The sequence below is a fragment of the Paraburkholderia caffeinitolerans genome, from assembly GCF_902859945.1.
GTDB classification, from domain to species: domain Bacteria; phylum Pseudomonadota; class Gammaproteobacteria; order Burkholderiales; family Burkholderiaceae; genus Paraburkholderia; species Paraburkholderia caffeinitolerans.
The window spans coordinates 62,417-79,897 of sequence record NZ_CADIKL010000033.1 but is presented as its reverse complement, the minus strand read 5'-3'; the positions used below and the strand labels follow the sequence as shown (position 1 = coordinate 79,897).

Annotated in this window: 16 protein-coding genes; 5 read left to right on the top strand and 11 right to left on the bottom strand. The window is 62.1% G+C overall.

Translation table 11 applies throughout. The annotated features are described in order from the left end of the window. Nucleotides 1-24 precede the first annotated feature (24 nt). The 9 genes from HV773_RS26420 to HV773_RS26380 form a co-directional block, all read right to left on the bottom strand. The gene (locus HV773_RS26420; RefSeq protein WP_175197171.1) at nucleotides 25-441 is read right to left on the bottom strand and encodes a 2-oxoglutarate dehydrogenase; all 417 of its coding nucleotides are present in this window, start codon (nucleotides 439-441) and stop codon (nucleotides 25-27) included. 41 nt (nucleotides 442-482) lie between these two features. Beyond that, nucleotides 483-2,309, bottom strand: a complete 1,827-nt coding sequence (locus HV773_RS26415; protein WP_175197170.1) for a S10 family serine carboxypeptidase-like protein — start codon at nucleotides 2,307-2,309, stop codon at nucleotides 483-485. A 434-nt stretch (nucleotides 2,310-2,743) separates the two neighbouring features. After that, nucleotides 2,744-3,547, bottom strand: a complete 804-nt coding sequence (locus tag HV773_RS26410) for an amino acid ABC transporter ATP-binding protein (protein ID WP_281365301.1) — start codon at nucleotides 3,545-3,547, stop codon at nucleotides 2,744-2,746. After that, nucleotides 3,544-4,212, bottom strand: a complete 669-nt coding sequence (locus HV773_RS26405; protein WP_175197169.1) for an amino acid ABC transporter permease — start codon at nucleotides 4,210-4,212, stop codon at nucleotides 3,544-3,546. Before HV773_RS26405 ends, HV773_RS26410 begins: the two co-directional genes overlap by 4 nt. 17 nt (nucleotides 4,213-4,229) lie before the next feature. Continuing rightward, complete coding sequence (locus tag HV773_RS26400; RefSeq protein ID WP_175197168.1) at nucleotides 4,230-4,991, bottom strand: transporter substrate-binding domain-containing protein; 762 nt, start codon at nucleotides 4,989-4,991, stop codon at nucleotides 4,230-4,232. A gap of 55 nt (nucleotides 4,992-5,046) precedes the next feature. Continuing rightward, nucleotides 5,047-5,796 carry an IclR family transcriptional regulator gene (locus tag HV773_RS26395; RefSeq protein ID WP_246282399.1) on the bottom strand — a complete coding sequence of 250 codons (750 nt, stop codon included), beginning with the start codon at nucleotides 5,794-5,796 and terminating at the stop codon, nucleotides 5,047-5,049. A 237-nt stretch (nucleotides 5,797-6,033) separates the two neighbouring features. Continuing rightward, nucleotides 6,034-7,431, bottom strand: a complete 1,398-nt coding sequence (locus tag HV773_RS26390) for an MFS transporter (RefSeq protein WP_175197167.1) — start codon at nucleotides 7,429-7,431, stop codon at nucleotides 6,034-6,036. Between the two features lie 204 nt (nucleotides 7,432-7,635). Beyond that, nucleotides 7,636-7,935 carry a hypothetical protein gene (locus HV773_RS26385; protein ID WP_175197166.1) on the bottom strand — a complete coding sequence of 100 codons (300 nt, stop codon included), beginning with the start codon at nucleotides 7,933-7,935 and terminating at the stop codon, nucleotides 7,636-7,638. A gap of 171 nt (nucleotides 7,936-8,106) precedes the next feature. Beyond that, a complete protein-coding gene (locus tag HV773_RS26380; protein ID WP_175197165.1) occupies nucleotides 8,107-9,138 on the bottom strand; it encodes a helix-turn-helix domain-containing protein in 1,032 nt (343 codons plus the stop codon). 549 nt (nucleotides 9,139-9,687) lie between these two features. Between HV773_RS26380 and HV773_RS26375 the strand changes: the two genes are divergently transcribed. The 3 genes from HV773_RS26375 to lhpH all read left to right on the top strand — a co-directional run bounded on the left by HV773_RS26375 (nucleotide 9,688) and on the right by lhpH (nucleotide 14,351). Further along, nucleotides 9,688-11,931: an NADP-dependent isocitrate dehydrogenase gene (locus tag HV773_RS26375; RefSeq protein WP_175197164.1), complete on the top strand. Its 2,244-nt coding sequence runs from the start codon at nucleotides 9,688-9,690 to the stop codon at nucleotides 11,929-11,931. Between the two features lie 254 nt (nucleotides 11,932-12,185). Continuing rightward, complete coding sequence (locus HV773_RS26370; protein WP_175197163.1) at nucleotides 12,186-13,304, top strand: branched-chain amino acid ABC transporter substrate-binding protein; 1,119 nt, start codon at nucleotides 12,186-12,188, stop codon at nucleotides 13,302-13,304. 39 nt (nucleotides 13,305-13,343) lie between these two features. Continuing rightward, on the top strand, nucleotides 13,344-14,351 hold the full coding sequence (lhpH, locus tag HV773_RS26365) for a trans-3-hydroxy-L-proline dehydratase (RefSeq protein WP_175197162.1): 1,008 nt from the start codon (nucleotides 13,344-13,346) through the stop codon (nucleotides 14,349-14,351). A 32-nt stretch (nucleotides 14,352-14,383) separates the two neighbouring features. Here the strand turns inward: lhpH and HV773_RS26360 are convergent, their stop codons facing one another. Then, a complete protein-coding gene (locus HV773_RS26360; protein ID WP_175197161.1) occupies nucleotides 14,384-15,133 on the bottom strand; it encodes a FadR/GntR family transcriptional regulator in 750 nt (249 codons plus the stop codon). A 122-nt stretch (nucleotides 15,134-15,255) separates the two neighbouring features. On the opposite strand from HV773_RS26360, the gene lhpI reads away from it, so the two are divergent. Both lhpI and HV773_RS26350 read left to right on the top strand, forming a co-directional pair. After that, nucleotides 15,256-16,179, top strand: coding sequence for a bifunctional Delta(1)-pyrroline-2-carboxylate/Delta(1)-piperideine-2-carboxylate reductase (lhpI, locus tag HV773_RS26355; protein ID WP_175197160.1), 924 nt, complete (start codon nucleotides 15,256-15,258; stop codon nucleotides 16,177-16,179). 124 nt (nucleotides 16,180-16,303) lie between these two features. Next, on the top strand, nucleotides 16,304-16,549 hold the full coding sequence (locus HV773_RS26350) for a hypothetical protein (RefSeq protein ID WP_175197159.1): 246 nt from the start codon (nucleotides 16,304-16,306) through the stop codon (nucleotides 16,547-16,549). 31 nt (nucleotides 16,550-16,580) lie between these two features. Here the strand turns inward: HV773_RS26350 and cynR are convergent, their stop codons facing one another. Continuing rightward, nucleotides 16,581-17,480 carry a transcriptional regulator CynR gene (cynR, locus tag HV773_RS26345; RefSeq protein WP_175197158.1) on the bottom strand — a complete coding sequence of 300 codons (900 nt, stop codon included), beginning with the start codon at nucleotides 17,478-17,480 and terminating at the stop codon, nucleotides 16,581-16,583. Nucleotide 17,481 lies beyond the last annotated feature (1 nt).

Below are 17,481 nucleotides of genomic sequence, written 5' to 3'. Positions count from 1 at the left end.
GCTCCCTCGACGAGGCGCGCGGCATTACTGCCCCTTCTGCTGCAAATACTGGCGCACGTCGTTCATGGAAACGCGGCCCGTGTGCGCTGTATCGATCTGGTCGAAGTGCTGCGCGATATAGCCGAGACCATTGCTTTGCGCCTGCGCCTTCGTGATCGAGGCGCCGTTGCTCAACACGGAATTCGCGCCGAGCCGCGCTTCAATACGCTTTTGCGCCTCGTCCTGCAACTGCGTTCCCGTGGATGGCGCTACGGGCATCGGACGGTTGGCGGGAAAAAACGGACCGTCCACGCCATGCCCGCCCTGCGGGAGCTTGACGGGCGCCACGGCCTGCGTGGTCCCATCCGTGGTGGTTGCCTGGGCTGCCGCCTGCGTGCTTCCCGCCACGACAGCGAAGACGACTAGCGGCGCGAAGCGCCACAACTTATCGAATTCAGACATGATCGCTCGCATTCGTTAGGTGTACATGAGGTCAACGCTGGCTATCGCGTGGCCGCGGCCTGGGCCGTGACCGTCGTGGGCGTGCCCGCCGGGCTCTCGTCGGACCACGGCGCCGGCAGCGTCCAGAGCGAAAGCGCCTGCGCAATCGGCTGCCCGGCGTAGTAGCTCACGAGATCGGCCTTCATCTTCGGGCGCGCCACATCGTCCAGATAAATCATGTGTCCGCCCTGGAAGAAGTTGACCTGCAGGTCCGGAGCCAGCCCCTTCACCGTTTGCAACCGCGCAAGCTGCTTCTCCGTGTTGAAGAACGGCGTGGCAAGATCGTGATACCCGTTCTCGGCCAGCACCTTCAACTGCGGATTCAACTGGATGGCGGCCAGCAAATCAGGCAGCGTGTCCGGTAACGGCTGGCCATCGTGCGAGAAGTCCCATACGTTGATGATGTTGTCGTTCAGCGGCATGTAGGTCGCATTCGGCGCCCGGTAGCCAAGGTAGCCCGGCAACTGCGTCGACAGCGCCGTCGTGAACGGCAGCGAGATCAGAATATCCGAGGGGTCGCCATCGCTCTGCAGGCGCGGATCCGTATTGGGCAGTGATACGCGTCCGTCATAGCGGCCGATGGTCGTGCCCGGCAGCAGCTCGATATTGAAGGGATTCGCGTTGAAATAGCCCTGGAGCGCCTGCAAGGTGAGGCCCGATGGCCAGCGCCACGAGTCGAGCGTGCGCACGGGCGGGAATACGGGCGTGCCGAGCGCGCCTGGAATGCCAAGCTGGCTCAGCACCCACGATTGCGCGTACTGCCCGAAGTGGTTGTACTGCCCTGTCGCGAAGACTTCCGACTGATACGCAAACAGCCCCTGATCGATCAACGGCGGCGATACCTGATTAAAGTATGCAGCCACCTCGGCATAGCCCGGGTAGTAGCCCGCGAGCGTATCGGTATCGAGCACGAGGCCCTCCGTGGAAGCCGTGATGGCGGTAGCCTCGATCGCATCGGCGAAGTAATTGAGGATCGAAGACTGGAGCACGATGCCCGTGAGCTTCACGCCGGCCGTTTCGAGCGCGAGGGCCAGCATGTCCGTGCGCGGCGTGCCATACGATTCGCCATAAAGATAAATGGGCGAGCCGCTACGATTGTTCGCCGCGAGATAGCGCATGATGAAATCGCGCATCACGTTGACATCGGCATCGCTGCCCCAGAAGTCCTGGTTCTTGTACGGCTGAATCGCCTCCGAAAGCCCGGTGCCGGGGGGATCGATAAAGACCATGTCGGTGGTGTCGATCAGACTATCTGCATTGTCCACGAGCGGGAAATTCGGCCAGTTCGTCATCAACGGATCGGGCGTGGCGACGCGCGTGGGCGCAAACGAGCCAAGACGCAGCCAGATCGATGAGGAACCCGGCCCGCCGTTGTAGATAAACGTGACGGGCCGGGGCGCGCCGTTCGCGCCCGGCGCGGTGTAGGCGACGTACGACATCGTCGCTTCTGGCGTGCCGTCTGGATTCGAGGCGGTCAAATGGCCCGTTGTCGTCGTGTAGTTGATCGTCGTTTTACCCGACGTCCACTGATAATGCATGATGGCCGCCTTCTCCGCGACTTTCTTTAGCGGCAGTGCATCGGCGGCATTGGGCGAGTACGCAATCGGGTCGACATAGCGCTGATTGCCATTTTGCGCCTGCGTGCTGCCGTTTGGCGTCTGCTGATTCGCGGCCACCTCGTTCATCGCGCTCGCGCCGGAAACGCCGGTGCTGCTGTCGCCGCCACCGCATCCCGCGAGCATCAGCACGACGGCGACCAACGCGCCTGGCGCGGCCAGCCGCCCCAGACTGCGCGGGCGGCCACGATTAAAGCTACTTTCTGGGTTCATTTTTGTGCCTGTGAATGGTGAAGTACCGCTACACAAAGGCCGCCTTCGCCGCAGAGACGCATAGGAGAAACAGACCGCACATGCTGGGATCGTCGACACACAGCGGCTGACAATAAGCTTTCTTAATTCCGACTTTTTTAATTCATTTTCAAAACGGGAATTTATTCCGGATTGCTAACGAAATAACGCTTAAAATTTCCGGAAATTTATACCGCGCACCTCAAACACCTGCCGGTGAAATATTTAGTAATTAATCTTGGCAGAGGAAAAATAGGAGGTGTTGCAGCGCGTTGTCAAGGCAGAGTTTCAAGCCTATGCGCTGTGAATCGGCAGTTGAAATAATTCCCGAAAATCGGCGGGTAAACCGCCGACATTCAGTTATAAATACCGGCCGCCTGGACGCTGCAATGCTTGTCGATTAACGACCGCAGTGCTCATGTGCGCGAAAGCACCGCTTGCAGGAAAGTTCGCGTGCGGGGCTGCGAGGGCGATGTGAAGATTGCGGAAGGCGGCCCTGCCTCGACTATTTCGCCGCCATCCATCACGACCACGACGTCAGCCACTTCCTTCGCGAAACCCATCTCGTGCGTGACGACCACCATGGTCATGCCCTCTGAAGCCAGCAGTTTCATCACCTGCAACACCTCGCCCACGAGTTCGGGGTCGAGCGCCGAGGTCGGCTCGTCGAACAGCATCACGCGCGGCTGCATCGCCAGCGCACGCGCAATCGCAACCCGTTGCTTCTGCCCCCCCGATAGACTCGCGGGCATCATGTGCGCCTTGTGCGCGAGCCCGACTTTTTCGAGCAGTGCGAGCGCGGCAGCCTCGGCCTGTGCCTTCGATGCCCCGCGCAGCATGCGTGGTCCGACCGTGATGTTGTGCAGCACCGAGAGATGCGGGAATAGATTGAACGACTGAAATACCATGCCCACTTCGGTGCGCAGCGCGTTGAGCGCACGATCCTTGTGCATCTCCCCCTGCTCGACCAGCCGATGCCCGCAGATATCGACGGTACCGCCCTCGGGGCGCTCGAGGCCGTTGCAGCAGCGCAGGAACGTGCTCTTGCCGGAACCGCTGGGGCCGATCACCACGACCACCTGCTGCGGCTGAATATCGAAGTCGATGCCGTTAAGCACGCGATGCGAACCGAACGACTTGGTCAACCCGCGAATGCGCACGATCGGAGAGTCGGCGGCGTTCGCATTCGTGGCGGCGGTTACGCCGGAATTCGCACTCATTGAACCATCCCTCCCGCGCGCAGGCGGCGCTCGGCACGATGCAGCACATAGTTGGTCGTCTGCGTAAGGACGAGATACACGAGTGCAATCACGAGATACACTTCCAGCGAGCGATACGACACGCTAATGATCTTCTGGCCTTCATGCATCAGGTCGTCGATCGTCAGGAGCGACACCAGCGCGGAATTCTTGATGAGCGCGATGAATTCGTTGCCGAGCGGCGGAATCATGCGCACGATGGCCTGTGGAAGAATAATCGCGCGCATGGCCTGCCCCGCCGACATGCCGATCGAGCGCGCAGCCTCCATCTGCCCGCGATCGACCGACTGAATCGCACCGCGTACGATCTCCGACACATAAGCGGCCGAATACAGGCCGAGCCCGAGCATGCCGCATACGAACGCGGGAAGCAGAATGCCGAACTGCGGCAAGCCGAAGAACAGCAGAAATAGTTGCACTAGCAACGGTGTGCCGCGAAAGAAAATGAGGTAGCCAGTGCAAAAGCCGTAAATGATGCGCCGCTGCGGTGCGAGCCGGCCAATGCCGATCAAGAGACCGAGCATGCAGCTGAGCACGAGCGACGCGGCGGTCACTTCGACCGTGACCAGCGCGCCGTGTGCGATGTCGGCCCAACCGGCAATTGCCGGAGAAAAGTCGAGTTGCATGATTCAGATCCGCAGCGTTACTTCGCGCTGTTGCTCTGGCCGAACCACTTGTTCACGATCTGGGCGTAGGTGCCATCGGCCTTGATCTTCGCAAGCGCGGCATTCAACGCATCGCGCAGTTGCGGCTCGTCCTTGCGCACGGCAATGCCATAGGCCTCCTTCGTCAGCTCGGTGTCGACCACGCGAAAGCCCGTGCGCGTGCGCGCAAACTGAAACGCTGCGGGCTTGCCGGTCACGGCTGCATCCACGCGGCCAATGCCGACGAGATCGAACATCTCCTGGTTCTTCTCGACTTCCACTCGCGTGACTTTCGGGTAGTTATCGCGCAGGAAATTCACCGACTTCGTCCCAACCTGCACCGAAACCTTCTTGCCGTTGAGATCGGCAGGCGTCTTGATGGGCGAGTCGGCCTTGACGAGCGCGACGAGCCCTCCCGCGAAATACGGCTGCGTGAAATCCACGACCTGGCTGCGTTCGGGCGTAATGTAGATGCCCGAGATAGCGATGTCGAAGCGATGCGCAATCAAGCCTGGAATCAACCCCTTGAAGTCGATGTCGGTCCATTGAACCTGCTTGCCCATGGCTTTGGCGAGCGCGTTCATCATGTCGACGTCGAAACCGGTGCGCTGGCCGTTCTCGGTGAACTCCATCGGCGGGAACGTCGCGTCGGTAGCAACTTGAAGAACGTTCTGGGCTTGCGCCGAAGCCGTGCCCGGAGCGGCGGCAACCAGCATCGTGACGGATACGCACGCGGCGGACAGCAACTTATGCAGCTTCATGGTTGGACTCCTCGGTAGGTTGTTCTGGTATTTCGGACATCTGTGTGAAGCAACATCAGGCGGCTTGCAGGCGTTCGGAAATGGCGTGCGCGGTGCGCATGGTCCAGTCGGCAAACTGCATCTCCCGGCCGGCTGCACGCGAAGACGGCGCCATCAACGTGATCGAGGCATTCGCGAGCGCCCCGCGCGCCACGCGCCGAAACACAGGCGCGCTCACGCCCCACACGCCCGGATCCACTTCGCTGTCGCTCATCGCGTAGCCCTTCGCACGGATGAGCGCCAGTTCGGCGTCGATCGCCGCGCGCCCCTGCGTGTCGCCACTGAAAACGCGGTCGAGCGTCTCGACACGCGACTTTTCGGACATGAATGCGAGCAGCGACTTCGCGGACGCGCCCGCCTTGAGCGCAACCGCGCGTCCCTTCTCGAACGAGCAGCGCAGCGAGTGGGAACTCTCGATCATTTCGAGGCAAATCACCCGGTCGTTGACTGCAACAAGGAGTCCGACGCTTTCCTGTGACGCCTTCGCAAGCTGGCACATGCCTTCACGGCTGGCTTCCACCAGCAGCGAATTAATGTCGAAGCCGAGCGCGAGTTGCAGGCTGATGGGCCCGGGGGCGTAGTGGCCCGCATCCTCGGCCACGAAGCCCCAGCGCTTGAGCAGCGCGACCTGACGATAGAGGGTGCTTTGCGCAAGACCCGTGGCGCCGAGCATGTCTTTCACGGACATGGCCTTGCCGTGACTGGCGAGTGCCGTGAGCACCAGAAGCAGGCGTTCCGCACCGGTAACACCGGATTCCTGTTTCACCTGGAGGACGTAAGCTGAATTGATTCGTTCAGCATGCCACATCATTCCCGTAAAACAAAAATTCAATTCCCAGTGGGTGAGAATGATTGGAGAGGGGTTTCCCTGGGCGCGATATCCAACGCGGCAGCGGAAAACTGCCGTCGCGCCCCCGGCACTCCGCGATGACGGCGAAAATTATTGCAGCAGATCCGGCGCGCGCGCCGCATGATGCAGCGGCGCGCAGCATGTCCTGCACACTCAGTGGCTAATATCTTCGAGCGAGAGGCCGCGCGTATTCGGCCCGAGCAGAATCATCACGATGCCCACGAACATCGCCACGCCGATAAAGATCGCCACGCCCGGCACGCCGTAGTGATGCAGCAAGATGCCGATGGCGAGTCCCGCAAACGCCGCCGCAATCCGGCTCCACGAATACACGAAGCCCACCGCACGGGCGCGCACGCGCGTGGGATAGAGCTCGGCCTGATAGCCGTGGTAGGCATAGGACATCACGTTCGATGCAAGCGTGAAGAGCACGCCCAGCACGATCAGCACCGAAGGCTGCGAGGCCTGCGAGAACAGCGCGATCACGACCGCCATGACAAAGAGGCCGCCGACGATCTGCGTCTTGCGCTCCAGCTTGTCGGCGAACCATACGCCAATCAGCGGGCCGAACGGGTTGGCGATGGCGATCACGAACGCATAGGCCAGGCTTTGCGTCACGTGAATGCCACGGTCGATCAGCAGCGTTGGCACCCACGCCGCGAATCCGTAGAAGCCGATCACCTGTGCCATGTTGAAGATCGAAAGAATCACGGTGCGGCGCAAATAAGGCGGGCGCAGCACTTCGCCGAGCGAGCCGCGGCCGCCCTTCTCGACTTGAATGGCGCCGGGCGGCGGCAGCTCGATCGACTTCTCCGCCGCCACGCGGCGCTCGATGTCGGCGACGATACGCTCCGCTTCATCCACGTGACCGTGGCGCGCGAGCCAGCGCGGGCTTTCGGGAATCTTGCGACGCAAGAACCACACCACCACCGCGCCCACCGAGCCGATGAGAATCACAACGCGCCAGTAGTCGAGGCCGAACGGCTGCGTGTCCTTGAGGATGTACGCGAGAAACGCCACCACCGGTACCACGCTGAAGGTGATGAACTGATTGACCGCGTAGGCCCGCCCGCGCTCGGCGCTCGGGATCAGCTCGGAAATGTACGTGTCGATCGTGACGAGTTCGATGCCGATGCCGATGCCGGCGATGAAGCGCCAGATATTGAGTCCGAGGCCGGTGGTCTGGAACGCCATGATGGCCGTGCACGCGATGTACCAGATCAGCGACCACGTGAAGATGATGCGGCGCCCGTACCGGTCGGCCACCTGGCCGAACACGAGCGCGCCCACCCACAGCCCCGCGAACGTCGAGAATACGAAGGTGCCGAAGCCGGCCACCTTGAGCGGCCCGAGCGCGGAAAAGAAGCCGAGCGACTCGGGCGTAAAGAGGCCCGAATGCACCATGCCAGGCGCAACATAACCGGTGAAGAACAAATCATAAAACTCGAACACCCCGCCAAGCGAAAGCAGGATCACCATCGACCAGACCGTGCGCGACGGCGGCAGCCGGTCAAATCGGGCGGCAATTTCCGCGGATTTTTCTATCGACATCGGAATACCTCAACCATTTTTGTAAGCACAACGAAAGCGAAAAGCCGGTGGCTTGCGCGCACGGCTACATGCACGCAGTCTCCCCGGCGCAAATCCTTGCGTCGTCATCGTTCTCGCGACACACCTTGCAGCTTATTGGCACCGGAGCATTGATACACCTGGTTGAAACCCAAATTTGAACAGGCGTTTTTATTTTTTTCTAATTCACGCCTCGCCAACCAGTTCGCGCGCCAGACCGGATGCATCGAATGCCCTGACCCTGGCCGCGCCCGCCGCGCACCCGCGTTTTTCGAGCCGCTCGGCCAGCAGCCAGCAAAACGCATCGAGTTCCGCGCTGCCTTGCGCCGCGGCGAACTCTTGCATGACCTCATGCACCGCGGCGTCCAGCGTTTCGGCAGAAAGTACGCTGGCGATATGCGACGCGCCGCGCGCGAGTTCGAGCACCCAGACCGACTCGTAGTGATACCAGCCACCGTGCCGTGGCTTTTTCTGATTCTTTTTCATTTTTCCCCCGTTCCGCCCCGATCTCGCTGATCTCGCGGATGCCGGCAACTTTGCAGGTAGCGGCGGGTGGTAGCAACGAATCCGAACGGCCGACGGTAAAACCTGTCCATACGTCTCAAATACTTGTTGTGGTGTCTCACCCGGCAAACCTGCGCAATCCGCGCGACGGGCTCAACGCAGCAAGGTCATCCAGTAGCGCCAGTCTTCCGCCGAGGCGCCTTGCTCGCGCACGATGCCGCCGCCGCTCAGCGCCAGCATGCGCACCGCGCGTGGGGACAGCCCGATCGAGCGGCGAAACGCACGAGCGAAATTCGCGGCATTCGAGAACCCATGTTCCGCCGCAATATCGGCAATCGACACGCCGCTGCGCGCCGGATCGATCAGCAGCTCCCGGCACCGGCGCAAGCGCCGCTCGCGCACGTACGTCGCAAAACCGCCCTCCTTTTCGAACAGGCGATACAGCGTGGCGCGCGACATGCCGAATGCGAACGCCACCTGCTCCGCGCTCAATTGCCGATCGCTCAAGTGCTGCTCCAAATAGCGGCAGATCGACACGAACACGCTTTGCTGAACGGCCGGCATGTGTTCCGGATTCGCGCTCGCGTTGATTGCGCAAGCCGCGAGTTGCAAGGTCGCGGACAGAACGGCATGGGCCTCCGCCTGCGTCATCTGCGGGGCATGACGATAGAGCTCGCCCAGATGCTCGCGCAGCAGCGCTACCATGGGCTGTGTGCCCCGCAATATCCGCATGCCGTGCTGGTCGGGGGCATTGAGCAACGGGGAAAGCAGGCGGCGCGGCACCGCCAGATTCAGGAATTCGCTGCGCGTGGTCTCGGTCGCGAGCGGCTGCGCCGCATCGACGATGAACATGTCGCCGGGCCGCGTACACGACTCCGCACCACCGTCGCGTACGCGGCAGCTACCGCCCAGATAAAACTGCAGCACGTACTGGTCGTGGCCGTCGCGCCCGATCTTTGCGTTCGAGCGGTCGTAGCGCTGCGCACCGGTGCTGATCGATCCCAGCACCACGTCCGAAAACAGATACGCGTTCACACTGGTCTGGAAGCCCGCGTCCTGCGCCTCGGTGGCTTGCGTATCGAACACCACATTGATCGCTTCGCGCCACGCGGCGAACTGTCGGGAACGCGGCAAGCCGCGGGTATCGAATTGCGAATGAAGCAGCGCGTTCGGCGCCTGGTTCATGGATCACCTCGGGGATCGCCCCGGCTGGCGAAGCGACATCTGGATTGACCGGGACTTCCCGTCCGGGACTTCCCGTCCGGAACTGCCTCTCTGGCACGAATTATTCCAATCGATAACCAGGATATCGGTCACATAAAGCCGATACTTTAGATTTCCCGCATGCCCTGGATGACCTCGGCGGGGGCGCAATTCTTCTATAAGACTGCCCGGCCTACCAACTATTTTTGTAAGGGTATTAACCAGATTGACGAATACAATTTTAATTAATCCAGAAACGCACGCGGCACATCCAGATAACGGGCCTCGACTGCCAAAGCCTTGTACAGCGGGCCTCCAGCGCAGCAACACTTCCAGCGCGGGGCCGCCTTCGAGGGCCAGACGAGCCGGCTTCAGAACCAAATTGTGTGGCGCAACGCATTTCCATAATATGAAATTGATGGATAGTAAGCCCCCAAGCGCTCCCGAATTGAGGCAAAATTCACCTGTTTCGCCGACTGCGCGCAGCCGGTGGTCTTATCACCCCGTTTTTGGACCCCGCCAAGAAAGCCGATGAGTACCCAGCAACCCACCATCATCTACACCCTGACCGACGAAGCCCCGCTGCTTGCCACCAGCGCATTTCTTCCGGTCATCCGTACGTTCGCTGCGCCGGCCGGCGTCAATGTCGAGACTAGCGACATTTCCGTTGCGGGCCGCATCCTCGGCGAATTCCCCGAGTTCCTGACCGAAGCGCAGCGCGCGCCGGACAATCTGGCCGAACTGGGCCGCCTCACCCAGCTCCCGGACACGAACATCATCAAGCTGCCCAATATCAGCGCGTCGGTTCCTCAGCTCGTTGCCGCGATCAAGGAACTGCAGGGCAAGGGCTTCAAGGTTCCCGACTATCCGGAAGACCCCAAGACCGACGAAGAGAAAGCGATCCAGAAGCGCTACTCGAAGTGCCTCGGCTCGGCGGTGAACCCGGTGCTGCGCGAAGGCAATTCGGACCGCCGCGCGCCGCTCGCCGTGAAGAACTACGCGAAGAAGCACCCGCACAGCATGGGCGAGTGGAGCATGGCTTCGCGCACGCACGTGGCTCACATGAAGCACGGCGACTTCTACCACGGCGAAAAGTCGATCACGAACGACAAGACGCGCGAAGTGCGCATGGAACTCGTGACGAAGAGCGGCGAGACCATCGTCCTCAAGCCGAAGGTTGCGCTGCAAGCTGGCGAGATCGTCGACAGCATGTTCATGAGCAAGAAGGCGCTGCTCGACTTCTATGAAGAGCAGATGGAAGACGCGCGCAAGACCGGCGTCATGCTCTCGCTGCACGTGAAGGCCACCATGATGAAGGTCTCGCACCCCATCGTGTTCGGCCACGCCGTGAAGGTGTTCTACAAGGACGCATTCGAGAAGCACGCAAAGCTCTTCGAAGAACTCGGCATCAACGTGAACAACGGCATGGTCGATCTCTACACGAAGATCGAAGCGCTGCCGGAATCGAAGCGCGAAGAAGTGATCCGCGACCTGCACGCTTGCCACGAGCATCGTCCGTCGCTCGCGATGGTCGACTCGGCCAAGGGCATCTCGAACCTGCACGCGCCGAACGACGTGATCGTCGACGCCTCGATGCCCGCGATGATCCGCGCCGGCGGCAAGATGTGGGGCGCCGACGGCCGCCCCGCCGACACGAAGTGCCTGATTCCGGAAAGCACGTTCGCGCGCATCTACCAGGAAATCATCAACTTCTGCAAGACCAACGGCGCATTCGATCCGCGCACGATGGGCACGGTGCCCAACGTCGGCCTGATGGCGCAGAAGGCTGAAGAGTACGGCTCGCACGACAAGACCTACGAGATCCCGCAAGACGGCACGGCGCGCATCGTCGACAACGCCACGGGCGAAGTGCTCGAAGCGCTCACGCAGCAAGTCGAGCAAGGCGACATCTGGCGCATGTGCCTCGTGAAGGACGCGCCGATCCGCGACTGGGTCAAGCTCGCTGTCACGCGCGCGCGCAACTCGGGCATGCCGGTCGTGTTCTGGCTCGACCCGTATCGTCCGCACGAAAACGAGCTGATCAAGAAGGTCGAGGCCTACCTGAAGGACCACGACACGAACGGTCTCGAGATCCATATCATGTCGCAGGTTCGCGCGATGCGTTACTCGCTCGAGCGCGTGATCCGCGGCCTGGACACGATCTCGGCCACGGGCAACATCCTGCGCGACTACCTGACCGACCTGTTCCCGATCATGGAACTGGGCACCAGCGCGAAGATGCTCTCGATCGTTCCGCTGATGGCCGGCGGCGGCATGTACGAAACCGGCGCGGGCGGTTCGGCGCCCAAGCACGTGCAGCAGCTGGTTCAGGAAGACCACTTGCGCTGGGACTCGCTCGGCGAATTCCTCGCGCTGGCTGTGTCGCTCGAAGACCTCGGCATCAAGACGAACAATGCCAAGGCCAAGCTGCTCGCGAAGACGCTCGACGCCGCCACCGGCAAGCTGCTCGACAACAACAAGGGCCCGTCGCCGAAGACCGGCGAACTCGACAATCGCGGCAGCCAGTTCTACCTCGCGATGTTCTGGGCGCAAGAGCTGGCCGCGCAGAAGGAAGACGCGGAACTCGCGGCGCACTTCGCACCGCTCGCGAAGACACTGGCCGAGAACGAGAAGACCATCGTGAGCGAACTCGCCGCGGTGCAGGGCAAGCCGGTCGACATCGGCGGCTACTACATGCCCGACTTCGCGAAGCTCGCCGAAGTCATGCGCCCGAGCAAGACGTTCAACGCCGCACTCGAAGCCGTGGCGAAGTAAGCCACACTCGAAGCCGGGAGGCCTGGCTGGGCCTCACCCGGCGCGAGGCGCCTTTGCCTCACTCATGAAAATCGCCCTTGCAGCGGGTATCGCTGCAAGGGCGATTTTGTTTTTGGCGGCCATCGCGCGCCCGCCGAGAACTCAATCTGGTTTTCCCTAAGACCACGATCGACGTTTTTTTGGAAAAGTGCTTGCTATCGCACCACCAGTGCAATACATTGGTTTCTTCAAAAACCAATATTGCGAGACCTATCATGCGTCATCTCATCATGACCGTAGCCGCCGTGGCGGCTTTCAGCGCCGCTGCCGCGCAGGCCCAGCAAGTCGTCGTCATCGGCCATTCCGCGCCGCTGACCGGCCCGCAGGCAGCAAACGGCAAGGACAATGAGAACGGCGCACGTCTCGCAATCGACGAACTGAACCAGCAGCACGTCACCGTCGCCGGCAAGGCCGTCACGTTCAAACTGAATTCGCAGGACGACCAGGCCGACCCGAAGGTGGGCGTGCAAGTCGCCCAGAATCTCGTCGATAGCGGCGTGGTTGCCGTTATCGGCCCGTACAACTCCGGCGTCGCGATTCCGGCCTCGCGCGTCTACAACAACGCGAATATCCCGATCCTGCCGGTCGCGTCCAATCCGTCGCTCACCCAGCAAGGCTTCAAGAACATCTTTCGCATCGGCGCGAGCGACGAGCAACTAGGCGGGACCATGGCCGAGTTCGCCGTCAAGACGCTCCATGCGAAAACGGCCGCCATCATCGACGACCGCACCGCCTACGGCCAGGGCGTCGCCCAGCAGTTCGAACAGGTGGCGAAGGCCAACGGCCTGAAGATCGTCGACCACCAATTCACGAATTCGCAGGCCACCGACTTCCTCGGCATTCTCACGGCGATCAAGGCCAAGAATCCCGATGTGATCTTCCTCGGCGGCTACGCGGCCCAGGGTGCGCCGATGGCCAAGCAGATGCGCCAGCGCGGGCTGAACGCGAAGCTGCTCGGCGGCGACGGCATCTGTTCGGCCGACATGGGCAAGGTCGCCGGCGACGCGGCCTCCATCGTGTATTGCGCGCAAGGCGGCGTGGCGCTCGACAAAACGCCGGAAGGCCGCGCTTTCCTGAAGAAGTACCACGACACCTTTCATACGGATACCCAGGTATATGCGGTCAACTACTACGACGGTGTGAAGTTGCTCGCCGACGCCATGGTCAAGGCCGGCACGACCACCGACAAGGCGAAGCTCATCGCTCAGTTGTCCAAGGAAAAGTACAAGGGCGTCGCGGGTACCTACTCGTTCGATGCGAAGGGCGACCTGCTGGGCGCGCCCACCACGGTCTACGTGATTCGCAACGGGCTGCCCGTGCCGTATGAAAAGTAAGCCACTATTCGCTTGAATCCGCCTGACATTCCGCTTCTCATGAAACCGACACGCACCATTTCCACCGTCGAAGTCCACACCGGCGGCGAGGCATTCCGCATCGTCACGAGCGGTCTGCCGCGCCTGCCCGGCGACACCATCGTCCAGCGCCGCGCGTGGCTCAAGGAAAACGCCGACGACATTCGCCGCGCGTTGATGTTCGAGCCGCGCGGCCACGCCGACATGTACGGCGGCTATCTCACCGAGCCCGTGTCGCCCAACGCCGACTTCGGCGTGATCTTTCTGCATAACGAAGGATATAGCGACCACTGCGGCCACGGCGTCATTGCGCTCTCGACGGCAGCGGTAGAGCTGGGCTGGGTGCAGCGCACGATGCCCGAAACGCGGGTGGGCATCGACGCGCCTTGCGGCTTCATCGAGGCCTTTGTCAAATGGGATGGCGAGCACGCGGGCAGCGTGCGCTTCGTGAACGTGCCGTCATTCCTGTGGAAGCGCGACGTCACCGTGGAAACGCCGAGTTTCGGCAAGGTCACGGGCGATATCGCCTATGGCGGCGCGTTTTATTTCTACGTCGATGGCGCACCCTTCGATCTGCCGGTGCGCGAGTCGGCGGTCGAAAAGCTCATTCGCTTCGGCGCCGAGGTCAAGGAAGCCGCCAACAAGGCATTTCCGGTGCAGCATCCGGAGATTCCGGAAATCAACCACATCTACGGCACCATCATCGCCAACGAGCCGCGCCATGCGGGATCGACCCAGGCCAATTGCTGCGTGTTCGCCGATCGCGAAGTCGACCGCTCGCCCACGGGCTCCGGAACCGGCGGACGCGTGGCGCAGCTTTATCAGCGCGGCGAGCTCAAGGCTGGCGAGACGCTCGTGAACGAATCCATCGTCGGGACGGTGTTCAAAGGCCGGGTTCTGCGGGAGACGTCGGTTCAAGGCATTCCGGCCGTGATTCCCGAAGTCGAGGGCGAAGCGTACATCTGCGGCTTCGCGCAGTGGATCATCGACGAGCGCGACCCGCTGACGTACGGCTTTCTCGTGCGCTGATCCCGCTGCGGATCGCACCGGGCCACACAGAATCACGCAGGCGCGATATCGCGCTGGACGCGGTGAATGTGCTGCTCCACGTAGAACGCGGCGGCGTCCGCGTCGCCGGTCACGATGGCTTCGTAAATGAGCCGGTGCTCCGCCACGTAAAGGCGAATGCGGGCGGGATCGTAGATGCCGTCGTCCTTGAGGCGCTTCCACAAGGACTGGTCCATCGTGTCGGCAATCTCCTGGGCCAGCTTCACCAGCAGCGCATCGCCCGTCATCACCGCAAGCTGGCGATGAAACAGGCGGTCGCTGTTGTTCCAGAGCGCACGTTCTTCGGGGTCCGAAACGTCGGTCAGCGTTTCCATTTGCGCGAGATAGTGCTCGGCGAGCGCGTCCCGCTTCTTGTGGGCCGCCGCCCGGCGCGCGATGGCGGGTTCGAGAATCAGGCGGACATCGAGCGTTGCCGACGGGCTGTAATCCGCTTCAACCGAATCTGCTTCGGCCGTGCCCGATAGCGTGCTGCCGCGCGCGAGCACTTCGGGCGCATTCGCCGAAACATACGTGCCGGAGTTTCTGCGCGTGACAACGAGACCTTCATTCTGGAGCGCCCCGATTGCTTCGCGCACAGCGGGACGCCCCACGCCGAACAAAGCGGCCAGTTCGCGCTCCGAAGGCAGGCGCGACTCGGGAAGGTATCTGCCAGCCCGGATTTCCGCGCGGATCTTTTCGGAGACCTGCTCGTAAATCTGTAGAGCGCGGAAGTTCGCGGGAGAATCGATGCGTGCGGAGGCCATGTTGGATCTTTCGATGCGTTGGTTTTCAATATACCACTTTCAGGCTAAACACTCGATTCATGGATTGATAACCGCCCAAATCTGGTTTAAATTTAATCCACTTAAGCGACTCCTCCAAAGCCATGACCCCTCCCCCAGTCAAAACCTTCGACGCACCAGCCACGGCTGCGCTGCTCGACTATCCGGCGCTCGTGCAAATGCTGCGCGAGACCATCGTTGAATACGCCGCCGGAAAGATCGTGAGTCCTGAGCGTCTGGTCATTCCGTTGCAGGAAGGCGGCGTGATGCTCTCGATGCCCTCGAGCGCGAGTGATATCGCCATCCACAAGCTCGTCAATGTCTGCCCTGGTAATGGCAAGCGGCAACTCCCCACCATTCACGGACAGGTCATTGCATGCGACGCGTTCACGGGCGAAATGCTATTCGTGCTCGACGGCCCCACGGTCACCGGACGCCGCACGGCCGCCGTTAGCGCGCTAGGCATCATGTGCCTGCATGCGGGTTCGCCCAAGGAGATCCTGATCATCGGAACCGGGAAACAGGCCGTCAATCATGTGGAAGCGTTTGCGGCGCTCTTCCCGCATGCGCGGATGCTCGTCAAGGGATCGACGCCGGAACGCGCGCGGCGCTTTGTCGAATCGTTGCGCACGATTGCGCCCAATCTCGGCGCACTCGCTGGCGATATTCCCGATTCGGTCGATGTGGTCGTGACGGTCACGACGAGTCAATCGCCCGTATACACCGCACCCGCGCGAGCCGGGCGGCTGGTGGTCGGCGTGGGCGCATTCACGCCGGCGATGGCGGAAGTCGGCAAGACGACCGTGGACAGCAGTTTCGTCGTTGTCGACGACCCTGCTGGGGCGAAGCACGAAGCGGGCGACCTGATTCAGGCCGGCGTCGACTGGGCGAACGTGAATGCACTCGCCGGTGCCATCGAAGGAAGCCTTGCGCCTGCGGCGCCGGTCTTTTTCAAAAGCGTGGGCTGTGCCGCGTGGGATCTGGCTGCTTGCCGGGTCGCGCGGGCGAGGATCGGTCACGCGGCATAGACGGCCCCCCCACGGCCCTCCCCGATTCATGATGACGCGCCGTTTGCAGCGGCGTATCGTTACCCCATGCGGGAGGCACATCTCGCCACCCGCATGAGCATGGACACGCTCATCGGGGAGCGATATGACGATTCGGCAACGTACACGCGAACCCTTTGCGGTGCTGGCGCTGGGTGTTGTGCTGGGCCTGCTGGCTGTGGCGGCAGGCGCGGGGCTGTGGCTCCACGCGATTCACCTGGGCGTGCACGCCGACGCAGGCGCTCAATCGGCCTCGGTGGCCGCGATTCTGTTTGGTGTGTTTCTCGCCGTCTGCGCCGGCCACGAAATCTGGCGACGCAAAACGCACCAGCAGCACCACCACCAGCACTAGAAGCACGCCGCGCCAGGGACAACGCTGCGGCTCAGGCCGTCGCGAGCCCTTCCTCGGCAATCATCTCGAACAGCAGCGTCTCGAACGCCTGCGCGGCCACCGTGCGTGAGGCGCGGCGGCGCGCGAGCAGCGCCACGGTGCGCTGCGGCAGCGCGGGCGTCACGGGCACGCTCACCAGACCCTTGTGCTCGCGCAGCACCGTCGAGGGCAGCAGGGTCGCAAGCGAGCCGTCCTTCACGAGCTTGAGCACGGTGCCAACCGCATTGGCCTGCACGAGAACCTGCGGCCTCAACTGGTGAGCGTGGAAGTAGGCATCGGCGAATTTTCGCACCACGAAATCCGGGCTCAACAAGGCGAGTGGAATGTTATCGAGCTGCTCCGACGTGACCGGATTGCGCCGCCGCGCCAGCGGATGCCCGCTCGCCACGAGCAACGCAATATGCTCGGCGAATAGCGGCTGGGCCTGGATATTCTCCGAGCGCACGTCGGTGAAACCGATGCCCAGATCGAGCATGTCGCGTTCGAGGCCGGCTTCGATCTCGTCGAGCGGCCGCTCGCTCACTTCCACGGCAATGGCCGGATGCATCGCATGAAAGCGGCGCAGTGCGGGGCCGATCAGGTATTCGGCAAAGGTGGGGGCGTAGGCGAGGCGCAGTAAGCCGCGCGTCAGGCCACGCACGTCCTGCAGCGCACGCTTGCCCGCGTCGAGATGTTCGAGCGCCTGGCGAGCGTGTTCGATATAGACGCGCCCGAAATCCGTGAGACTGATCGTGCGGCCGCTACGGTCGAAAAGCGCGCCGCCCAATTCGGCTTCAAGCTGACGAATCTGCTGCGAGAGCGCTGGCTGGGATACGTGCAGCACTTCCGCCGCGCGCGTGAAATTCTTCAACTCGGCCACGGTGAGCACGTAGCGGATCGGACGGAGCAACAAG